We start from the raw sequence: 21,279 nt of genomic DNA, 5'->3' as shown, positions 1-21,279 counted from the left end.
GTCAGCCGGTGTGCGCGGTGAGGCGGACGTCGGCGCGTTCGGGAGAGTAGAGGAACTCGACGACCATGGCGGCGGCCCCGATGAGGCCGGCGTGGTCGCCGAGTCGGGAGGTGACGATCTGGAGATTGGCGGTGGTGCGCGGCATGGCGCGCTGGTAGAGCAGTTCGCGGACGCCGGTCATGAAGGGGACCCCGGAGAGGTCGCCGGCGAGCATGAGGACTCCGGGGTTGAGCAGGGTCACGACGGTCACCAGGACCTCCCCGGCGCGCCGTCCGGCCTCCCGGGCCAGCCGGATGGCGTCGGGGTGCCCGTCGGCGAGCAGCCGTCTGACGTCCGACCCCGAGGCGGTGTCGAGGCCGAGCTCGGACAGTTCACGGGCGAGTGCGCGCCCGCTGGCCACGGCGGCCAGGCAGCCGTGGGAGCCGCACATGCACAGGGCGTCCGGGCGGTCGTGCAGGCGGATGTGCCCGATGTCGCCGGCGCCGCCGTCGACACCGCGGTACACCTCGCCGTTGACGACGACTCCGGCGCCGATGCCGGTGGAGACCTTCACCAGGACGAAGGCGGAGCACTCCCGGTGGCTCGCCTGGTACTCGGCGAGCGCCATCAGGTTGGCGTCGTTGTCGACGAAGACGGGCACGGGCCCGTCCTCCAGGCTGCGTCCCACGTGCTGGGTGTACGCCTCCTGCATGCGCTCGCGGATGGGGTACTGGTCCCAGCCCGGCATGATCGGCGGCTGGACGACCCGGCCGGTCTCCCACTCGACCGGGCCGGGGACGGACAGCCCGATCCCGCAGATGTGCGCGGGGTCGGTCCCGGCGGCGGCGATCAGGTCGGGAAACCAGCCGGCGAGCCGGTCGAGGACTTGGTCGGGGCCGTCGCTGATGTGCAGCGGGGCGGTGTGCTCGGCGAGGATCGTGCCGGCCAGGTCGAGCACGGCCGCGCGGGCGTGGCGGGTCTCCAGGTCGATGGCGATGACCGAGGCGTGCGTCGGGTCGAAGACCAGCCGGTGGGAGGGACGCCCGCCGGTGGAGGTGCCTTCGGCGTGGCGGAGCCAGCCCGCGCGGTTCAGGAGGTCCAGGCGCTGTCCCACGGTGGAGCGGGACAGGCCCGTGACGCGTTGCAGGTCGGCCCGGGTGTTGGCCCGGCCACTGCGGATCAGGTCGAGCAGTTCGCCCGGACTGGCCTGGTTCGGCGTCATCATGTGCTCCCCCATTGTTCAGCTCTTGTCGGCGCCGCTGGTGAGGCCCTCGGTGAGCAGGCGTTCGGCGGCGAAGAACAGAAGTACCACGGGGATGGTGAGCACCACGGATCCGGCCATGAGGACCGTCTTGGGCACCTCGATGCCGTTGGACAGCTGGGCGAGGCCGAGGGACACGGTCCACTTGTCCGGGTCGGCGGCGAGGAACAGCAGGGCGAACAGGAACTCGTTCCAGGCGATCATGAAGACGTACAGCCCGGTCGCCATCAGGGACGGCAGGGCGAGCGGCAGGATCACCTTGCGCATGGTCTGGAGCCGGGAGGCTCCGTCGAGGGCCGCCGCCTCCTCGATGGAGTAGGGGATGGTGACGAGGTAGTTCTTCAGCATGTAGATCGTCACGGGCACGGTCTGGGCGACGTAGACGATCGCGAGGCCGACCAGGCTGGAGGACAGGCCGATCCTGGCGAAGATGACGAAGAGCGGGACGGCCAGCAGCGTCGTCGGGAACAGGTACACGGCGAGGAAGAACGCGCTGATCTGGCGGTGGCCGAAGAACTTCAGCCGGCTGACGGCGTAGGCGCCGGGCACGGCGGCGACGAGGGTCAGGATCACGGTGCCGAGCGACACAAGCGCGGAGTTGAGCAGGAAGTTCAGGAATCCCTGGCCGCCGTCGTCGGCGGAGCGCAGGACGTCCTGGTAGGTGGAGAGGGTGAAGTCCTTGCCCGACACCCACAGGGAGCCGGGGTCGAGCAGGAGCGCGTCGATGGGCTTCAGCGACAGCAGCACCATGTAGTAGAAGGGCAGGACGGTGATCACCACGAGGAACGCGATGACGAACCAGCGCAGGACGCCGAAGAACCGCTCCTCGAATCGGGCCCGGGTCAGGGCCGCCTTGCGGGTCACGCTTCCTCCTGGACCTTGTTGCCGAAGAACTTGAAGTAGAGGCCCAGCAGGATCACCAGGCAGCCGGCCAGGACGAGGGCCTGGGCCGCCGCCGCTCCCACGTCGTAGCGGGCGGTGAGGAAGTCGTAGACGCGCACGGCGGCGACGTCGGTGCCCGCGCCGCCTCCGGTGAGCAGGTAGACGTCGTCGAACTTGTTGAACGTCAGGATGAAGCGCAGCACGCACAGCAGGGCGATCACGGGCATCAGCTGCGGGAGCAGGATGTGCCGGAAGCGCTGGCTGGGGGTGGCGCCGTCGACCAGCGCGGCCTCCTCCAGGCCGTCGGGCACCGCCTGGAGCCGGGCCAGGATGAAGAGGAAGGCGAACGGGAAGTAGCGCCAGGTCTCGAAGGCGATGACGGTCAGCAGGGCCAGCGGGATGTCGAAGTGCAGGCCCAGCAGGTGGACTTCGTACTCGCGGGTGGAGAGGAAGGCGATGGGGTCGTCCCAGCCGAACAGGCGCCGGCCCCAGTCGTTGACCACGCCGTACTGCGGGCTGAGGGCGACCTCCCAGACGAACGCGACGGCCACGACCGGCGCGACGTAGGGCAGGAGCATCGCGGCGCGCAGCAGGCCCCGGCCGCGGAAGGGCTTGCGCAGGGCGAGCGCCGCGATCAGTCCGAGCAGTACGGAACCGCCGGTGGCGCCGACGGTGTAGACGAGGGTCGTGGACAGGCTCGACCAGAAACCCTCGGAGCCGAAGACCTGGCTGAAGTTGTCCAGGGACCAGTTGCCGAACAGGCCCATGCCCTGGATGTCGACGAGCTTGGCGTCCTGGAAGGCGAGCAGCACCGTCCACAGGATGGGCAGGACCACCACGACGAGCACGACGAGGAAGGTGGGTGAGACGAAGGCGAGTCCCGCGCGGTTCGCGCGCCGGCTCGCGGTCATCGGCCGGCGGGGAGCCGCGGGGGTGTCGGGCTTCCTGTCGGACGGACCCGGGGGCTGGGGGCGCTGCTTCGCGCCCGATGGGGCTGTTGTCATGACGAGACCTCTGGTGACGTGCGGCGAACGGCTACTGCAGGGACTTCTTCAGGGCGGCGACTTCGTCGTCGGCCTCGCGGGCCGCTTCGGTGGGGGTGAGCTGGCCGCCGGTCATGGCGCCGATGACCTTGGGGACGGGCAGTTCGCCGTTGGTGGCCCCGACGAGGGCTCCTTCGCCCTGGGTGATGCCCCAGCGGCGCATGTTCGTGACCCCGTCGGCGAGTTGGGTGAGGAGCCGGTCGGAGTAGACCTGGTCCAGGGGCTTGCGGGTGTCGACGCCGAGGTCGCTGTGGCGCCAGGCGTCCAGGTACTTCTCCGGCTGGGCGGCGGTGCCACGGCGGACGGGGATCTTGCCCTCGGGGGCCATGCCGAACCAGGACTCGTAGCCGGCGCCCATCATGTACTCGATGAACTCGCGGGAGGCCGCCGTCTCGGCGGTCTTGGTGGTCACCCAGGAGGTGATCTCGCCGAACTGCGCCGGCCGGGCCGCGCCCGGGCCCTTGAGCGCGGTGACGATCCCGCTGTTGTCCGAGAGGTAGCGGGGGTCCTTCTTGCACTCGGGGCAGCTCGGCAGCGCGTCCTTGCGCAGTCCCGCCAGCTCGTCCAGCAGGAAGGAGGACCAGATGACCATCGAGGAGCGGCCCGCGAAGTAGGTGGCGCGGGTGGAGTCGACGGTCTGGGTGCCGGGTGCCCCGTAGTCGCGGGCGAGTTTGTCGTAGGTGTCGAAGGCGGCCTCGCAGCGCGGTGAGTCGAGGGCGACCTCGTGCCGGTCGTCCACGAGTTGGCAGCCGTTGGCGAGGGCGAGGCTCTCGAAGCTCTGCGAGGTGAAGACGTCACTGGGGTCCGTGGCGGCGGACATCCCGTCGTGGCCCTTGGTGGTGAGCTCCTTCGCCGCCTTCAGGACGCTCGCGTAGGTGTCGGGGGCGCCGAGGCCGGCCTTGTCGAGCTGGTCCTTGCGGTAGACCAGCAGCTGGAGCCAGGCGTCGGAGGGGACTCCGAGGCTCTTGCCGCCGTCGGAGGTCAGGTCCAGGGCGTTGGCGTTGAAGGTGCCGCGGCCCAGTTCCCCGATGATCTCCCGTGGGATGTCGGTGTTGAGCAGCCCGTTGGTGTACATCTGCCAGGTCTGGCCCATGGGGGCCGCGCCGATGACGTCGGGCAGGTCCCCGGCGGCCGCGGCGGACATGATCAGCTGGGGCATCTGGCCTTCGTCGACGCCCACCAGGTGGACCTTGATCCCGGTCTTCTTCTCGAAGCCGTCGACGATCTTCTGGGTCGCGGCCACCCTGTCGGGGAGGTTCTCCTGGGACCAGACGGTGATCTCCCGGTCCGGTCTACCGGGTCCTGTGCTGTTGGCACAGCTGGTGAGCAGTCCGAATGCCAGGGCTGCCGTGACACCGGCCGCGGTCGTCCTCGACCGCCGGGTCCTCGTGCGCATTGCATGTCCTCATCGCCGACTTACGTCTACTGAGCACGCATCTCAGCACTACTTTTGCTGGTTGACAAGACATAAGTGCGAGATATTCTCGACGCAACCGAAGCCCGCAACCCTTCCGGAGCCGTCCGTGGAACGCGTCGTCCAATTCACTGCCCCACGCCAGGTGGAGGTGGCCGAGCACCCCCGTGCCGAGCTTCCCCCCGGCCATCTGCGCGTGCGTACCCGCTACTCGGGTATCTCCGCCGGCACCGAACTCACGGCGTACCGCGGCACGAACCCCTATCTGACGCGCACCTGGGACGCCGGGGCACGGCTGTTCCGCGACGGCTCGGCCGGCATCGCCTATCCCGTCGCGGGCTGGGGCTACTCCGAGGTCGGCGAGGTCACCGAGGTCTCCCCCGAGCTGTCCGGCACGCCCGGTCTGCCGGCCCCGGGCGACCTGGTCTGGGGCATCTGGGGGCACCGCAGCGAGGGCGTCGTCCCCGCCGAGCGCATGATCGGCCACACCCTGCCGGCCGGACTGGACCCGCTGGCCGGAGCCTTCGCCCGCGTCGGCGCCATCGCCTACAACGCGGTGCTCGCGGGCGACATCCACGTCGGTGAGGACGTCGCCGTGTTCGGCCAGGGCGTCATCGGCCTGCTGACCACCCGCCTCGCCCAGCTCAACGGCGCCCGCGTCACCGCCGTCGACGCCCTCGACGGACGGCTGGAGACGGCGAAGCGGTACGGCGCCCACCGGACCCTCAACGCCCGCGCCGACTCCGTCGCCGAGCGCGTCCGCGAGGCCACCGGCGGCGCGGGGGCCGACCTCGCCATCGAGATCAGCGGCGCCTACCCGGCCCTGCACGAGGCCCTGCGCTCGGTCGCCGTCGGCGGCCGGGTGGTGGCGTCCGGCTTCTACCAGGGCGACGGCATCGGCCTGCGCCTGGGCGACGAGTTCCACCACAACCGCGTCCAGCTCATCTGCTCCCAGATCGGCGGCGTGCCCCCGCAGTTGTCCGGACGCTGGACGGTCGAGCGGCTCCAGCAGACCTTCCTGCGGCTGGTGGCGGAGGGCCAGGTCGACGTCGCGTCCCTGGTCAGCCATGTCGTACCGGCCGCCGACGCGGCCGACGCGTACGTGCTGCTGGACGAACGCCCCGCCGACGCCCTCCAGGTCGTCCTGGAATTCTGAGAGGCCCCCCGATGCTCAAGACCGCCGCACAAGAACAGCTCCTGCCGGGCGAGACCCTCCAGGAGAAGTGGGAGTTCGCGCAGGACGCCGGCTACGACGCCATCGAGCTGCGCGCCCGGGGCGACCTCCACTTCGCCTCCCGCCTGCCCGAGCTCAGGCAGGCCCGCAAGGACGGCGTCGTCATGCCGACCGTCTGCGTCGACATGCTGCACTTCTTCGGCGCCTTCGACGACGACCTGCGCCGCGACGCCCTCGTACAGATGAAGTCGCAGCTCACCGTGATCGCGGAGATCGGCGGCCTGGGCGCCCAGACGCCCGCCTCCTACGGCATGTTCTCCCGCCGACTGCCCCCCTTCGAGCCGCCCCGCACCGAGGAGCAGGACCGCGAGGTGCTGCTGGCCGGGCTGTCCGAACTCGGCGAGCACGCCCGCTCCGAGGGCGTCACCCTCTTCCTCGAACCGCTCAACCGCTACGAGGACCACATGGTCAACCGCCTGGAGCAGGCGGCCGACCTGATCCGCGAGACGGGCCTGGACTCGGTCAGGATCGGCATCGACAGCTACCACATGAACATCGAGGAGAGCGACCCCGCCGCCGCGATCCTGGCCCACGCCGAGTTCATCGGGCACGCCCAGGTCTCGGACTCCAACCGCTTCCAGCCGGGCGCCGGACACCTCGACTGGCCCGCCTGGCTGGGCGCCCTGCACACCATCGGCTACGACGGCTACCTGGCCGCCGAATGCCGGCTGACGGGCGACCCCGTCGACGCCGTCCGCTCCGTTCCCGCCTTCCTCAAGAGGTCCGGCGCGTGAGGGGAGTTCTCGACCGGCCCGCGCCCACCGCCGCCGCAGACCTGACCCTGGGGCGCGGTGCGGCGCGGGTCCTCATCAACAACTGGACCGGCACCTCGACCGTCCCCTCCCGGACGCTCTACCCGCACCAGTGGAGCTGGGACTCCGCGTTCATCGCGATCGGCCTGCGGCACCTGTCCGTGCGCCGCGCCCAGCGCGAACTCGAAGCGCTGCTCGCGGCCCAGTGGGCGGACGGCCGCATCCCGCACATCGTGTTCAACCCGGCCCTGCCCTTCGACGCGTACTTCCCGAGCCCGGACTTCTGGCAGTCCTCCCGCGCCGGCCGCGACGCCGGGGCACCCGTGGCGACGGAGACCTCGGGCATCGTGCAGCCGCCCGTCCACGCCCTAGCGGCCTGGCTCGTCCACCGGGCCGACCCCGCGGAGTCCGGGCGCCGCGAGTTCCTCACCCGCCTGTATCCCCAACTGGCCGCCTGGCACGACTACTTGCTCACCCGGCGCGATCTGGCGGGCGGCGGCCTCGCGGCGGTCGTCCACCCGTGGGAGCCGGGCATGGACAACAGCCCTTGCTGGGACCGGCCGTTGGCCCGCGTCGTCCCGGCGGCGCCCGGCACGTACCGCAGGGCCGACCTCGACCACGGCCATCCCGCCGACCGGCCCACGGACCTCGACTACGGCCGCTACGTCCAACTGGCCGCCGACTACCGCGCGTCCGGGTACGACGACGCGGATCCGCACACGTTCGCCGTCGAGGACCCCTGCTTCAACGCGCTGCTGGCCGTCAGCGAACTCGCGCTCGCCCGGATCGCCCGCGAGGTCGGCGCCGACCCCGTCCCGCACGAGACCCGCGCCGACGACCTCACCCGGGCCCTGGTGAGCCGCCTGTGGGACGAGGAGAGCGGGCTGTTCCTAGCCCGCGACCTCGCCGACGACCGGCTCGTCCCGGAACGCAGCGTGTCGGGACTGGTCCCCCTCCTCGTCCCCGGGCTGCCGGACCACGTCGTAGAGCGGCTGGCCGGCACCCTGGACGGCCCGCACTTCCACACCGGACCCGGCGCGCTCGTGCCCAGCTACGACCTGACGGGCCACGCCTTCAGCAGCACCAGGTACTGGCGCGGCCCCGCCTGGTTCAACACCGCCTGGCTCATCGAGCGCGGGCTGCGCGTCCACGGCCGCACGGCACGCGCCGACCGCCTGCGCGCCGCCTTCCTCGACACGGCGGGCGCCTCGCGGTTCGCCGAGTACGTCGACTCCGCCACCGGCGAGGGCCGCGGCACCCGCGACTTCTCCTGGACCGCCGCCCTCACCCTCGACCTGCTGCGCGCCGACGGCCTCGACCTGCCGGGCGCCGGTGACAAGGAGCCCGTGTCATGACCGGCACCGCCCGCGTCCAGCTCGTACGGGACGCCACCTTCGCCGTCCTCGGCGACGACGGGAGCGTCAACGGCTCCCGCGGCGCCGCTCCGGACGGTCTCTTCCTGCGCGACGCCCGGCACCTCAGCCGCTGGCGGCTCACCGTCGACGGGGACTCCCCCGGCGTCCTGCTGCCCTCGGCCGCCCGCCCGGACGGCACCGCCGAGTGCGTCCTGACCCCGGCCGGCACCCGCGACGAACCGGCCGCGTACACGGTCTTCCGCCGCCAGGAGGTCACCGCGGGCCGGCTCACCGAGCACCTGCGGCTGGTCAGCAACCGGCCCGATCCGGTGACCGCGCGGGTCGAGGTCACCGTCGACGCCGACTTCGCCGACCTGTTCGAACTGCGCGCCGACGACCGCCACTACCCCAAGCCCGACTCCGTCCGACAGGCGCACCCCACCGCGGACGGCGCGCACTTCGACTACCGGCGGGCGGACTGGCACGCGCGGACCACCGTCACGGGCAGCCCGCGCCCCGACGCCGTACACGCCGACCCGGCGGACGCCGACGGGACGGCACACCGGCTGCTGTGGAACCTGCCCCTGCCGCCCCACGGCGAGGCGGAACTCCGGCTGACGGTCGAGGCCCGCCCGCACGGGGTCCCGGACGCCACTCCCGTCGCGCCCGCGCCCGGCCCGGTCGCCGACCTGCCGCCGGGCGAAGACGACGACCTGGACCGGGCGTGCCGCCAGGGCCTGGCCGACCTCGACCTGCTCACCGTCACGGCGACCGGGGTCGACGGCGAACCCGTCGCCGTACCCGCGGCCGGCATCCCGTGGTTCCTCACCCTGTTCGGCCGGGACTCCCTGCTGACGTCCTTCTTCCTGCTCCCCTACCGGCCCTCGGCCGCCGCCGGGACCCTCAGCGCCCTCGCCGCCACCCAGGGCCGCCGCCACGACCCGTTCAGCGGCGAGCAGCCCGGCCGCATCGTCCACGAGATCCGGCACGGCGAACTCGCCCACTTCCGGCAGATCCCCTACGGCCGCTACTACGGGGCGGTCGACGCGACCCCGCTCTTCCTGGTGCTGCTGCACGCGCACCACGAGACGACCGAGGACCCCGCCCTCGCCGTCCGCCTCGAACAGCACGCCCGCGCCGCGGTCGACTGGATGCTGGACGACGGCGGCCTGACCCGCCACGGCTACCTCGTCTACACCCCCGACCCGGGCGGCCTGGTCAACCAGAACTGGAAGGACTCGGCGGGCGCGATCTGCTTCACCGACGGCACCCAGGCCAAGGGCCCCATCGCCGTGTCGGAGGCGCAGGGCTACGCGTACGACGCCCTGCTGCGCACCGCCCGCCTGGCCCGGGAGGTGTGGCACGACGACGCCTACGCCGAGGAGCTGGACCGGCACGCGGACCGGCTGCGCGCCCGGTTCACCCGGGACTTCTGGATGCCGGACGCCGGCTTCCCCGCCCTGGCCCTGGACGGCGAGGGCCGTCAGGTGGACGCCCTGGCCTCGGACGCCGGGCACCTGCTGTGGTCCGGCATCCTGGACGAGGAGCACGCCCGCCGGGTGGGCCGCAGACTCCTCGCCCCCGACTTCTTCTCCGGCTGGGCGATCCGCACCCTCGCCGCCGGCCAGCGCCCCTACCACCCGCTCTCCTACCACCGGGGCAGCGCGTGGCCGCACGACAACGCGGTCATCGCGCTGGGCCTGGCCCGGGCGGGCCTCCACGACGAGGTGCGCACGGTGGCGGAGGGACTGACCTCGGCGGCGGCCCACCACGGCCACCGCCTCCCCGAGGTGATGGCGGGCTACGACCGCACCCGCGCCACGGGCCCGGTCCCCTATCCGCACTCGTGCTCGCCCCAGGCGTGGGCCGCGGCGACGCCACTGGCGCTGCGGACGGCGCTGGACGCCGGTTCCGGCTCGTCCTGACCGGGGACTCCGTGGGGCACCGCCGGACGGCGAACGCCGCGACCCGCGCCCCGGTGTCCTCGCAGGTCGCTGCGGCGGTCGTAAGGTTCGGGGTGTTTTATGGTGACTCAAGGAGAATGCCCCTACCGGAGGTGCAATGATGCGCGCCGCGGCAGCGATCGTCTCTCTGGCCCTCAGCGGAGCGCTCGTCGTCGCGACAGCGGCTTGCGACCAGGACGGGTCCGAGGCGTCGGAGGCCCACTACGGCGACTGCGAGGTCTCGGGGCGGTACGGGGAGTTCCACCTGTCGCCCGAGACGGCGGGCGCGCTCACGGTCAAGACGACCCTGCCCGCACCCGGCTGGTGGAACGGCGACGCGGCGGACTCCGTCAAGAGCGGCTACGAGTACTGCATGGCCGCCAACATCGCCTACCGGTCCGGACTCGACCGGGTGAAGGTGGAGAACGCCCCCTTCCCGGAGGTCGTGTCCGGCAGGACCGACGACTTCGACCTCGCCCTGGCGCAGATCACGATCACTCCGGAACGACGCAGGGTCGCCGACTTCTCCCCGCCCTACCTCTCCTCGACCCTGGGAGTACTGATCAGGGACGACGAGAACGTCGGCGCGGACAACATCCGCGACGTGCGCATCGGAGTGGCGGAGGGCACCACGGGCGACGCGTTCGTCGAGGACCGGCTCAAGCCGACCAAACCCGTCACCGCCTTCGCCAACGACCCGGAGATGGTGACGGCGCTGGAGGAGGGCCGGATCGACGCGGTCGTCCACGACACGACCATCCTGCTGGCGTATCCCCAGAAGCGGGAGGGCAGGGTGCGGCTCGTGGGCCAGTACCGCACCGACCAGGGTTACGGCGCCCTGTACCCGAAGGGGTCACCCGACCGGCGCGAACTGGACCGGATCATCGAGCAGCTGATCGACGACGGGACGCTCGCCAAACTGTCGGTCGTCTACCTGGGGGCCGCGTTCGGCCAGGACCCGGCCAAGATCCCGTACTTCACGGTCGCCGCCGGCTCCTGAGCGCTCCGGACGCCTCACCCCCGGGGTGCGCGGCGGTCCGGAGTCCGTCCTGCGTCACAGGTCGGCCAGGAGATCGCCCAGGTCCCAGGCGGGGCCGGCGTCGAGCGCCTGCTCAGCCCAGATGATCTTGCCGCGGTCGGTGTACCGGGTCCCCCAGCGGCGGGACATCTGCGCGACGAGGAACAGACCGCGGCCCCCCTCGTCGGTGAAGGCCGCCCGGCGGAGGTGCGGGGAGGTGCTGGTGCCGTCGGCGACCTCGCAGATCAGGCTGTCGCCGTCGCGCAGCAGCCGCAGACCGATGGGGCTCCCGCCGTACCGGATGGCGTTCGTCACCAGTTCGCTGAGGATCAGCTCGGTCGTGAAGGCGGCCTCGCCGAGCCCCCAGGCTTCCAGTCTGCGGGTGGCCTCGGCCCGGATCCGGGAGACGGCCGCCGGGTCGTCCGGCACCTCCCACTCCGCGACCTGCTCCGGGTCGAGCAGCCGGGTGCGTGCGACGAGCAGGGCCACGTCGTCGACCGAGCCGGTGGGCAGCATCACGTCGAGCACCGCCCGGCAGGTCTCGTCCGGGGTGGCGTCGGCCGTGTCGGCGAGCGCCTCCCTCAGCATGCCGAGCCCGACGTCGATGTCACGGCCGCGGGCCTCGACGAGACCGTCGGTGTAGAGGACCAGCCGGCTGTCGGCGGCCAGCCGGAGTTCGGCGGTCTCGACCGGCAGGCCCCCTCCCACGCCGAGTGGCGGAGCGACGGGGACGTCGGGGAAGGTCACGGAGCCGTCGGGCGAGACCAGCGCGGGCCCGGGGTGACCGGCCCGGGCGACGACGCACCGCCCGGAGACCGGGTCGTAGACCGCGTACAGGCAGGTGGCGCCGGTGACGGACTCGGTGTCGCCCTCGGCCTCGGTGCCCTGGTCGAGCCGGGTGACCAGTTCGTCCAGGTGCGCGAGGAGCTCGTCCGGGGGCAGGTCCAGGGCGGCGAAGTTGTGCACGGCGGTCCTCAGGCGGCCCATCGTCGCGGCGGCGTGCAGACCGTGTCCGACGACGTCGCCGACCACCAGGGCGACCCGGGCACCCGGCAGCGGGATGACGTCGTACCAGTCGCCGCCCACCCCCGCCTGGGCGGGCAGGTACCGGTGCCCGACCTCCAGCGCCGAGAGCTCGGGCAGCGCGCCGGGCAGCAGGCTGCGCTGGAGGGTGACGGCGGTGATGTGCTCGCGGGTGTAGCGGCGCGCGTTGTCGATGCACACGGCCGCCCGGGCGGCGAGCTCCTCGGCCGGGGAGACGTCGTCCGGCTCGAACGGGTCCTGATCCGAGCGCCAGAACTCCACGACCCCGAGCAACTGGCCCCGGGCCCGCAGCGGCACCGAGATCATGGAGTGGACACCGTATTCGATGACCCGCCGGGCCCGCTCCGGGTTCTGGACCCGCCACCCCTCGGCCAGGGCGAGGTCGGTCACCAGGACCGGTCGGCCGGTCGCCATACCGGTGGCCACGGGGTTGCCGGGCGCGTAACGCATCCGCCTTCCCACCGGGTAGAGGGGCACGTCGTCCCGGATGCCCTGGGACGCGACGCGGTACATCTCCGTACTCGCCCCGGTCGGTTCACCACCCCGCAGCACGGGCTCCAGCAGCTCGATGGTGGCGAAGTCGGCGAAGCGCGGGACCGCCACCTCGGTCAGCTCCTCGGCGGTGCGCTGTACGTCGAGGGTGGTGCCGATCCGCGTGCTGGCCTCGTAGAGCAGCTGGAGCCGCACGGCCGCCACGTCCGCACGGCCCGCGAGGGCGCGCAGTTCCGTGGTGTCCCGCAGGGTGGCCACGCTGCCGCCCTTCGCGCCCACCGGGCGCACGTTGACCCCGAGCAGGATGTCCCCGGCCGGGAAGACCTTGTCCGTGACGGCCCGGCCCGACGCCAGCAGCTCGGCCAGGGGCGGGGTCAGCCCGAGTTCGCCGACCGCCCTGCCCTCGGCCTCGGGCGGCAGGGCGAGCAGCCGGCGTGCCTCGTCGTTGGCGAGCAGGAGCCGTCCGTCGCCGTCCAGGATGATCACGCCTTCGCGGACCGCGTGCAGCACCGCCTCGTGGTGTTCGTACATGCGGGTCATCTCCACCGGGCCAAGGCCCCGGGTCTGGCGCCGCAGACGCCCGCTGACCAGCGCCGACCCGCCCGCGGCGAGCAGCAGCGCGACTCCGCCGGCGGCGAAGATCACCGGCAGCTGGTCGTCGACCACACCGGACACCTTGTCCACCGTGACCCCCACGGTGATGAGCCCGACGGCGGTGCCCTGCTCGTCGAACACGGCCACCGTCGAGTCGACCGCCTTCCCCAGGCTGCTGTCGAACGTGGTCTGGTGGGGTTCGCCTTCGAGCGCCTCGCCGTAGGAGGTGGAGACGTGCTTGCCGATCTGCTTCGGGTCCGGGTGGGTCCACCGGAAGCCGTAGGGGCTCAGCGCCACGACGTAGTCGACGCCGGTCTTCTTGCGCACCGCCTCGGCGTGCGGCTGGAGCGCGGCCGTGGGGTCCCGGCTCTTCATCGCCGAGGCGGTGCCGGGGGCGTTGGCGAACGACTCGGCGGCCACCAGGGACCGGTCGCCGGCCTCCTGGATCGCACGGTTGCGGTCCTGGAGCACGAGCACCACCACGGCCGTGGCGATGAGCAGCAGGACGACCACCAGTTGCAGCAGGAAGACCTGACCGGCGACGCTGCGCGGCTTCAGCAACGCCCGCACCCGCCGGCCGGCCGCACGGTGACGGGCCTCCGGGCCCCTTTCCGGCGGCCCGGCCTCCGGCGGCACGCGGTCGCCCCGAAGGATCGCCGTCCCGGATTGCCCAACTTTGCCCATTTTCTCAGTATCAGTGACCTGCCCGCCGGGCGCGGCTCCGGAGGGCCCGGTCCGGTCCCGCCGGGGCCCACCCGGGCGGCAGGAACGACGAAAGCCGGTGATTCATCCGAATCACCGGCTTCTCGTGAACATGACGGGGACGATCGCCTGAACGTCTCCTGTGTTTCTGTGTGTCCGAGGGGGGACTTGAACCCCCACGCCCGATAAAGGGCACTAGCACCTCAAGCTAGCGCGTCTGCCATTCCGCCACCCGGACCAGGTGTCTGCCGCCAGGGCGGGGGTGTTCCCCGCGCGGCGACATGCACAACAATACCAAGCTTTCAGAGTGCCTTTCACCTGCGTTTCCGGGCCGCCGGAGCGGTGCCGCGGGGCCCCGCGGGGGTGCGCCTACAGTCTCACCATGGGTGACTGGACGACTACGGCGGACGGCTGGAAGGGGCGTCGCCCGCGGGCGCTGTCGCCCTTGCGCGAGCACGTGCGCGACACCTTCTGGTTCGCGCCGACCGCGGCCATGCTGCTGGTCCTCCTCGTGTGGGCGGCGGCCGCCGAGGCCGACGCCCGGATCGTGGATGCGCTCCGGGAGTCCGGCGACTACGAGTCGCTCAAGGAGCTTCTGAAGTTCGCCGACGACGCCCGGGTCGTGGTGACCACGGTCAGCGCCGCGATGATGACCTTCATCGGCGTGGTGTTCAGCATCTCGCTGGTCGCCCTGCAGATGGCGAGCGGCCAGTTCAGTCCCCGCGTGGTGCGGATCTTCGTACGGAGCCGGATCAGCAAGGCGACCTTCGCCGTCTTCCTCGCGACGTTCGTGCTGTCGCTGCTCGTGCTGACCGGCTTCGACGGGGAGCGCGACCCCCGGCTCGTCGTGTCCGTGCCCCTGGTGCAGTCGCTCCTGACGCTCTTGATGGTGGGGCTCAGCCTGCTGCTGTTCGTGATGTACGTGAACGCGATGCTGCGGCTCATGCGGGTCGGGCACGTCATCGACCGGATCACCCGGGAGGCGTTCCGCGTCATCGCCCGCACCACCGCCCCGGCGTCCGGGCGTGATCCGGCGCCGGACGCCGGTCCTGTCGCGCTCGGGCCCGTGACCGCGCAGGTGATCCATCACGGGAGGGCAGGGGTGCTGCGGGACGTGCATGTCTCCCGGCTGGTCCGCGCCGCCCGGCGGCAGGGTGTCGTACTGCGGCTGATCCCGCGCATCGGTGACTTCGTCGTGCCGGGCACGCCCGTACTGGCGGTGCACGGAGGCGCCGCTCCCGCCCCGCGCCGGCTGCGCGGCACCGTCTCCGTGGGGGTGGAGCGCACCTTCCACCAGGACCTCTCGTTCGGACTGCGGCAGCTGTCCGACATCGCGTTGCGCGCGCTGTCCGCCGCCGTGAACGACCCGACCACCGCCGTACAGGCGCTGGACCGCATCGTGCAGTTCCTGGCGGCCGTGGCGGGGCGGCCGCTCGACACCTCGCTGCACCGCGACCGGCGGGGAGAGGTGCGGCTGGTCCAGCCGGTGCCGGGCTGGACGGAGCTGGTCGATCTCGCGTTCACCGAGATCCGGGGGTGCGCCGTCGGCACCCCCCAGGTCACGCGGCGGATGACGGCCGGGCTCGACGACCTGCTGCGGATCACGCCGGCCGGACGGCGCGCGCCCCTCGTACGGCACCGTGAACTGCTGGCGCAGGCCGTGGAGCGCGCGGTGCCGGAGGCCGCCGACCGGGCGTTCGCCCTGACGCCCGACCGGCAGGGCATCGGGTGACCAGGGCCGCACCCCGTGGTCCGCCTGCCGGGCGGTACGAGGAGCGGCGCCGCGCTCCGGGACGCTGGCCCACGCACCACGGCTCGCTTCACCGGACCTCACCGGGCGGCGTGCGCCCGGTGACGCCGGCCGCCCTCACCTCACGGCATCAGGTGGTACTCCGGGAAGTTGCCCGGCAGCCGCTCCCCCGCCGGGCCGTGCGTCACCGCGCGGACCAGCAGTTCGCCGCCGACGAAGGCACCGCTCCAGGAGGCGCCGAAACCGCCGAAGAGCTCGTCGCGGTCACCGCGGGAACGCGGCGTCCCGTGCCCGACCTTGAACGCGCGGATCTGCGGCGCCAGCCGGTCGTACGTGGCCCGGTCGTCCGTGGACAGCGTCGCGACCAGGGCGCCGTTGGACGCGTTCATCGCGGCGAGCAGCTCGGCCTCGGTGTCGACCAGGACGATGGTGTCGACCGGACCGAAGGGCTCCGCGTGGTGCAGGGGTGAGGACGGCGGCGGGTTCAGGATCGTGACCGGCTGGACATACGCCGAGGTGTCCTGTCCGGGCAGGAAGCGCGCGTCCGACAGCTTGCCGCGGTGCAGCGGGACGGCGCCGCGGTCGATGGCCTCGGCGACCTGGTCGTGCAGTTCCTTCGCCTTGGCCGCGTTGATGACGGGCCCGAAGTCCAGTTGCGGACAGGGGTCGTCGGGGTGCTCGACCGCGAGGGGGTGGCCGACCCGCAGGGTGCGGACGGCCGGCAGGTACGCGGCGAGGAATTCGTCGAACAGCGTGCGCTGGACGACGAAGCGCGGATAGGCGGTGCAGCGCTGCTTGCCGTAGTCGAACAGCTTCGGGATGACGGCGGTCAGCGCGTCCCAGTCCGTGTGGTTCCAGATGCCCCAGGTGTTCAGGCCCTCCTGTTCCAGGACGTGCCGCTTGCCGAGGTCGGCGACGGCCGTGGCCACCGCGGCGCCGGTGTCACGGCCGCCGACGAAGGAGACGCAGCCGATCTCCGGTGCCCGCACGAGCGCCTCGGACAGCTGTCCCCCGCTGCCGCTGACGAGGGTGACGGGGATGCCCTCGCGGGCGGCGAGCGCGCAGGCCAGGGTGAGACAGGCGACGCCGCCGTCGGTCGGGGTCTTGGCGATGACCGCGTTGCCCGCCAGCGCCTGCACCAGCATGGCGTGGACCAACACGCTCATCGGGTAGTTCCAGCTGGCGATGTTGGACACCGGTCCTTCGAGCGGCGTCCGCCCCTCGACCATGGGCTCGATGCCGTCGACGTACCAGCGCACGCCGTCGATCGCCCGGTCGACGTCGGCCTGCGCGAGGCGCCAGGGCTTGCCGATCTCCCAGACGAGCAGCAGGGCGAGCAGTTCACGGTGCCGGGTCAGCGCGTCGAGGGTCGCCGCCACGCGGGCCCGGCGCTCGGCGAGGGGGACGTGGCGCCAGGCGCGGTGCTGGTCGAGCGAGGCGCGTACGGCCTGCTGGGCGGTGGCCGCGTCCAGGCGCGGCGGGCCCGCGATGGGGCCGGCGTCGACGGGGCTGGTGGCGGGCAGCGCGCGGCCGTCGGCCCGCCACTCGGAGCCCCAGAGGTTGAGGACCCGGTCGTCGCGGAACGCCTCGGGGGCGACGGCCAGGCAGCGCTGCCAGGCGTCGGTCCAGGACGTCCCCTTCTTCAGGGTGAGGGTGGGGCGACTCTCGTCGGGGGTTGTTGCCATTCGGATGTCTCCGCTCTCGGTGCACAGTCGGGGGCGGGGGTGCGTGGCTCGGCTGCCGAGCCGGATCGCTCGGCTATCCGTCCCGGCTCCGTGGCCGGTACGGCGCTCCGTCCCGGCTCGGTGAGCCCGGGTACGGCTGTCCGTCCCGGCTCGGTGACCGGGTACGGCTGTCCGTCCCGGCTTCGGTGACCAGGTACGGCTGTCCGTCCTGACTCGGTGACCAGGTACGGCTGTCCGTCCCGGCTCGGTGACCAGGTACGGCTGTCCGCCCCGACGGTGGTCGGGTACGGCGGTTGGTCGTCCCGGGACAGTGGTCGTCCGGGGACGGGGGTCGGGCCGGTCGCGTAGGCGTTCCGCGCTCGGCGCTCGGCGGCTGTCGGGTACGGCGGGCCGGGCGCGCCGTGGGCACGTACGGCTCGGGTGGGTGCGGTGGGCGCGGCCGTGCGGGCGGTGGCCCGGGACCGCGGTCGTGGCGCAGGGTGGTCGTACGCCGGTCCGTGCGCCCAAGTCGGCGCGCACGTACGGACGACGGTAGTGAGGCGGGCCGGTCCGCGACAGTCGGCGCGGGTCAACCATGAGCCACGTCACGCTCCGCCTCCAGGCGGTCCAGCACCAGCCGTGCCGTCTCGGTCGGGGTGCCGCCCACCCGTACCCCGGCCGCCTCCAGGGCCCGCTTCTTCGCCTGCGCGGTGCCCGAGGAGCCGGAGACGATCGCGCCCGCGTGGCCCATGGTCCTGCCCTCGGGCGCGGTGAACCCGGCGATGTACCCGATGACGGGCTTGGTGACGTGGTCGCGGATGTACGCGGCGGCCCGCTCCTCCGCGTCGCCGCCGATCTCGCCGATGAGCACGACGAGTTCGGTCTCCGGGTCGGCCTCGAAGGCCGCGAGGCAGTCGATGTGGGTGGTGCCGACGACGGGATCGCCGCCGATGCCCACGCAGGTGGAGAAGCCGATGTCGCGCAGCTCGTGCATGAGCTGGTAGGTGAGCGTGCCGGACTTGGAGACCAGGCCGATCGGGCCCTGTCCGGTGATGTCGGCGGGGATGATGCCGGCGTTGGACCGGCCGGGGCTGATCAGTCCCGGGCAGTTGGGGCCGACGACCCGGGTGCCGCGCCGCGCGGCGTACGCCTGGAAGGCGACGGTGTCGTGGACGGGGACGCCCTCGGTGATCACGACGGCGAGGCCGATCCCGGCGTCCGCGGCCTCCATGACGGCCGCCCTGGTGAAGGCGGGCGGCACGAAGACCACGCTGACGTCGGCTCCGGTGGCCTCGACGCCCTCGCGTACCGAGCCGAAGACGGGCACGGTCACGGAGGCGCCGGTCAGGCCCCCGGGACCGGCGGCCAGGTCGAACTCGACGCTGCGGCCGGCCTTGCGCGGGTTGACCCCGCCGACCACGTCGGTGCCGGACGCGAGCATCCGCCGGGTGTGCTTCATGCCCTCGGCGCCGGTCATGCCCTGGACGAGGACCTTGGAGTCCTTGGTGAGGAAGACAGCCATGTCCCGCTCCTTCAGGTGGAGTTGGCGAGTTCGGCGGCACGGCGTGCGGCGCCGTCCATGGTGGTGGCCTGCCGCACCATCGGGTGCGCGTGGGCGTCGAGGACCGCGCGGCCGCGCGCGGCGTTGTTGCCGTCCAGGCGCACGACGAGGGGCTTGGTCGGCCGGACGGTGTCCAGGGCCCGCACGATCCCCTCGGCGACCGTGTCGCAGGCGGTGATGCCGCCGAAGACGTTGACGAGGACGGACCTGACGTCGGGGTCGGAGAGGACGACCGAGAGTCCGTCGGCCATGATCTGGGCGGAGGCGCCGCCGCCGATGTCGAGGAAGTTGGCGGGGCGGGCTCCGCAGCCGGCGACGACGTCGAGGGTCGACATGACCAGTCCCGCGCCGTTGCCGATGATGCCGACCTCGCCGTCGAGCTTCACGTAGTTGAGGCCCTTGGCGGCGGCGGCCGCCTCCAGCGGGTCGTCGTGGGCGGACCCCTGCTCGCCCCAACGTGCCTGCCGGAAGCGGGCGTTGTCGTCCAGGGTGACCTTGCCGTCCAGGGCGACGAGTTGTCCCTGGACGGTGCGGACCAGGGGGTTCACCTCGACGAGGACGGCGTCCTCACGGGTCAGCACCTCCCACAGCCGCACCAGGACGTCGACGGCCTGCGGGGGCAGTCCCGCCGCCTCGGCGATCTCGGCCGCCTTCGCCGAGGTGACTCCGCGGGCCGGGTCGATGTGGACGCGCGCCACGGCCTCGGGGCGGCTCGCGGCGACCTCCTCGATCTCCGTGCCGCCCTCTGCGGAGGCGATCGCCAGGAAGCGTCCGGCGGCCCGGTCGAGGACGTAGCCGACGTAGAACTCGCTCTCGATGTCGACCGGTTGGGCCAGCATCACCTCGCGGACCGTGTGGCCCTTGATGTCCATGCCGAGGATCTGTCGTGCCGTCAGTTCGGCGGCGGCCGGGTCCTCGGCGAGGCGCACCCCGCCGGCCTTGCCGCGTCCGCCGGTCTTCACCTGGGCCTTGACGACGACGCGCCCCCCGAGCCGGCGGGCCGACTCACGTGCCTTCAGCGGGGAGTCGGCGACCTCGGCCCTGGGCACGACGATGCCGTGTTCCTCGAAGAGTGCCCTCGCCTGATGTTCGTACAGGTCCATCTTCGGCTCCTGTCTTGAAAGTGGCGCACGCCCCCTGGACATCACCCATCGGATGCGGGATAACAATCTTCATACAGTATTCGTCGACTGTATGCAATGTGCCAACGGCCGCTTCCAGGCAGCACGGGAGGGACTTCTCGACTCCCCTTCTCCGAACCCGTGAAGGCGGCTGACCGGCGCCATCACCGTCCGGGGCGGACCGGACGCACAGGCCACCGGAACCCCGAACCTGACGATGCACCAGTGAGGTGACCCGGCATGACCAAAGCCCTCGAAGGCATCCGCGTCCTCGACATGACGCACGTACAGTCCGGTCCTTCCGCGACGCAGCTCCTCGCCTGGCTCGGCGCGGACGTCGTCAAACTGGAGGCGCCGAGCGGAGACATCACACGCAGGCAGCTGCGCGACCTCCCGGACGTCGACTCCCTCTACTTCACGATGCTCAACTGCAACAAGCGCAGCATCACCCTCAACACCAAGACGGAGCGCGGCAAGGAGATCCTCACCGAGCTGATCCGGCGTTCCGACGTGATGGTCGAGAACTTCGGGCCGGGCGCGGTGGACCGGATGGGCTTCACCTGGGACCGCATACGGGAGATCAACCCCCGTATCGTCTACGCCTCCATCAAGGGGTTCGGCGAGGGCCCATACACCGACTTCAAGGCGTACGAGGTCGTCGCGCAGGCCATGGGCGGCTCCATGTCGACCACCGGCTTCGAGGACGGGCCGCCGCTGGCCACCGGGGCGCAGATCGGCGACTCGGGCACGGGCATCCACGCCGTGGCGGGCATCCTCGCGGCGCTGTTCCAGCGGGAGAACACCGGGCGCGGGCAGCGGGTCAACGTGGCCATGCAGCACGCCGTGCTCAACCTCTGCCGGGTGAAGCTGCGGGACCAACAGCGCCTGGCACACGGACCGTTGGCGGAGTATCCCAACGAGGACTTCGCCGACGAGGTCCCCCGGTCCGGGAACGCGTCCGGCGGCGGGCAGCCCGGGTGGGCGGTCAGGTGCGCGCCGGGCGGCCCGAACGACTACGTGTACGTGATCGTGCAGCCCGTCGGCTGGAAGCCCGTCGCCGAGCTCATCGGCCGGCCCGAGCTCGCCGAGGACCCGGAGTGGGCCACTCCCGAGGCCCGGCTGCCGAAGCTGACGAAGATGTTCCAGCTGATCGAGGAGTGGACCGGCACGCTCCCCAAGTGGCAGGTGCTGGAGAAGCTCAACGCCCACAACATCCCGTGCGGCCCGATCCTGTCCACCCGGGAGATCATCGAGGACGCGTCGCTGGCGGCCAACGAGATGGTCGTGAAGGTGCCGCATCCCGAGCGGGGCGAGTTCGTGACCGTCGGCAGTCCCCTCAAGCTCTCCGACTCCCCCGTGGACGTGACCACCTCGCCGCTGCTCGGCGAGCACAACGAAGAGGTGTACGTCGGCGAACTGGGCCTCGGCGACGGGGAACTGCGCCTGCTCAGGTCGAGCGGGGTGATCTGA

Annotated in this window: 15 protein-coding genes and 1 tRNA gene; 7 read left to right on the top strand and 9 right to left on the bottom strand. The window is 72.1% G+C overall.

The genetic code is table 11. The annotated features are described in order from the left end of the window. Nucleotide 1: 1 nt before the first annotated feature. The 4 genes from ACZ4VA_RS27600 to ACZ4VA_RS27585 are packed head-to-tail and all read right to left on the bottom strand — an operon-like array spanning nt 2 to nt 4,561. Nucleotides 2–1,216: an ROK family transcriptional regulator gene (locus tag ACZ4VA_RS27600; RefSeq protein ID WP_388902873.1), complete on the bottom strand. Its 1,215-nt coding sequence runs from the start codon at nt 1,214–1,216 to the stop codon at nt 2–4. Nucleotides 1,217–1,219: 3 nt separating this feature from the next. Further along, entirely contained in the window at nt 1,220–2,104 is an 885-nt protein-coding gene (locus ACZ4VA_RS27595) for a carbohydrate ABC transporter permease (RefSeq protein ID WP_355787155.1), read from the bottom strand. Then, entirely contained in the window at nt 2,101–3,126 is a 1,026-nt protein-coding gene (locus ACZ4VA_RS27590; RefSeq protein ID WP_355787158.1) for a carbohydrate ABC transporter permease, read from the bottom strand. The genes ACZ4VA_RS27595 and ACZ4VA_RS27590 overlap by 4 nt, the downstream gene beginning before the upstream one ends. 31 nt (nt 3,127–3,157) lie before the next feature. Then, nucleotides 3,158–4,561 carry an ABC transporter substrate-binding protein gene (locus ACZ4VA_RS27585; RefSeq protein WP_355787161.1) on the bottom strand — a complete coding sequence of 468 codons (1,404 nt, stop codon included), beginning with the start codon at nt 4,559–4,561 and terminating at the stop codon, nt 3,158–3,160. Nucleotides 4,562–4,688: 127 nt separating this feature from the next. Between ACZ4VA_RS27585 and ACZ4VA_RS27580 the strand changes: the two genes are divergently transcribed. From ACZ4VA_RS27580 to ACZ4VA_RS27560, 5 genes are all read left to right on the top strand, one after another. Beyond that, on the top strand, nt 4,689–5,735 hold the full coding sequence (locus tag ACZ4VA_RS27580) for a zinc-dependent alcohol dehydrogenase (RefSeq protein WP_356171455.1): 1,047 nt from the start codon (nt 4,689–4,691) through the stop codon (nt 5,733–5,735). An 11-nt stretch (nt 5,736–5,746) separates the two neighbouring features. Continuing rightward, nucleotides 5,747–6,547 carry a sugar phosphate isomerase/epimerase family protein gene (locus tag ACZ4VA_RS27575; RefSeq protein WP_355795777.1) on the top strand — a complete coding sequence of 267 codons (801 nt, stop codon included), beginning with the start codon at nt 5,747–5,749 and terminating at the stop codon, nt 6,545–6,547. Then, nucleotides 6,544–7,920 carry an MGH1-like glycoside hydrolase domain-containing protein gene (locus ACZ4VA_RS27570; protein ID WP_468082835.1) on the top strand — a complete coding sequence of 459 codons (1,377 nt, stop codon included), beginning with the start codon at nt 6,544–6,546 and terminating at the stop codon, nt 7,918–7,920. Before ACZ4VA_RS27575 ends, ACZ4VA_RS27570 begins: the two co-directional genes overlap by 4 nt. Beyond that, the gene (locus ACZ4VA_RS27565) at nt 7,917–9,845 is read left to right on the top strand and encodes an amylo-alpha-1,6-glucosidase (RefSeq protein ID WP_468082833.1); all 1,929 of its coding nucleotides are present in this window, start codon (nt 7,917–7,919) and stop codon (nt 9,843–9,845) included. The genes ACZ4VA_RS27570 and ACZ4VA_RS27565 overlap by 4 nt, the downstream gene beginning before the upstream one ends. 139 nt (nt 9,846–9,984) lie before the next feature. Beyond that, a complete protein-coding gene (locus tag ACZ4VA_RS27560; protein ID WP_355790078.1) occupies nt 9,985–10,863 on the top strand; it encodes an ABC transporter substrate-binding protein in 879 nt (292 codons plus the stop codon). Nucleotides 10,864–10,917: 54 nt separating this feature from the next. Here the strand turns inward: ACZ4VA_RS27560 and ACZ4VA_RS27555 are convergent, their stop codons facing one another. Continuing rightward, the gene (locus ACZ4VA_RS27555) at nt 10,918–13,572 is read right to left on the bottom strand and encodes a SpoIIE family protein phosphatase (protein WP_468082831.1); all 2,655 of its coding nucleotides are present in this window, start codon (nt 13,570–13,572) and stop codon (nt 10,918–10,920) included. Between the two features lie 294 nt (nt 13,573–13,866). Next, nucleotides 13,867–13,951: transfer RNA gene (locus ACZ4VA_RS27550), tRNA-Leu, on the bottom strand. A 144-nt stretch (nt 13,952–14,095) separates the two neighbouring features. Between ACZ4VA_RS27550 and ACZ4VA_RS27545 the strand changes: the two genes are divergently transcribed. Next, on the top strand, nt 14,096–15,445 hold the full coding sequence (locus ACZ4VA_RS27545; RefSeq protein WP_356171445.1) for a DUF2254 domain-containing protein: 1,350 nt from the start codon (nt 14,096–14,098) through the stop codon (nt 15,443–15,445). Between the two features lie 140 nt (nt 15,446–15,585). On the opposite strand, the gene ACZ4VA_RS27540 is transcribed toward ACZ4VA_RS27545, so the two are convergent. The 3 genes from ACZ4VA_RS27540 to sucC all read right to left on the bottom strand — a co-directional run bounded on the left by ACZ4VA_RS27540 (nt 15,586) and on the right by sucC (nt 19,791). Continuing rightward, nucleotides 15,586–17,148 (bottom strand): aldehyde dehydrogenase family protein, encoded by a 1,563-nt coding sequence (locus ACZ4VA_RS27540; RefSeq protein ID WP_356171442.1) that lies wholly within the window; start codon nt 17,146–17,148, stop codon nt 15,586–15,588. 568 nt (nt 17,149–17,716) lie between these two features. Further along, complete coding sequence (gene sucD / locus ACZ4VA_RS27535; RefSeq protein WP_355789283.1) at nt 17,717–18,649, bottom strand: succinate--CoA ligase subunit alpha; 933 nt, start codon at nt 18,647–18,649, stop codon at nt 17,717–17,719. A gap of 11 nt (nt 18,650–18,660) precedes the next feature. After that, entirely contained in the window at nt 18,661–19,791 is a 1,131-nt protein-coding gene (gene sucC / locus ACZ4VA_RS27530) for an ADP-forming succinate--CoA ligase subunit beta (RefSeq protein ID WP_468082828.1), read from the bottom strand. 258 nt (nt 19,792–20,049) lie between these two features. Between sucC and frc the strand changes: the two genes are divergently transcribed. After that, nucleotides 20,050–21,279, top strand: coding sequence for a formyl-CoA transferase (gene frc, locus ACZ4VA_RS27525; protein WP_355789277.1), 1,230 nt, complete (start codon nt 20,050–20,052; stop codon nt 21,277–21,279).

This window comes from Streptomyces sp. NPDC028308 (assembly GCF_055565855.1).
Note: the sequence above shows the minus strand (reverse complement) of the source record. Positions and strands in the feature narration are given on the sequence as shown.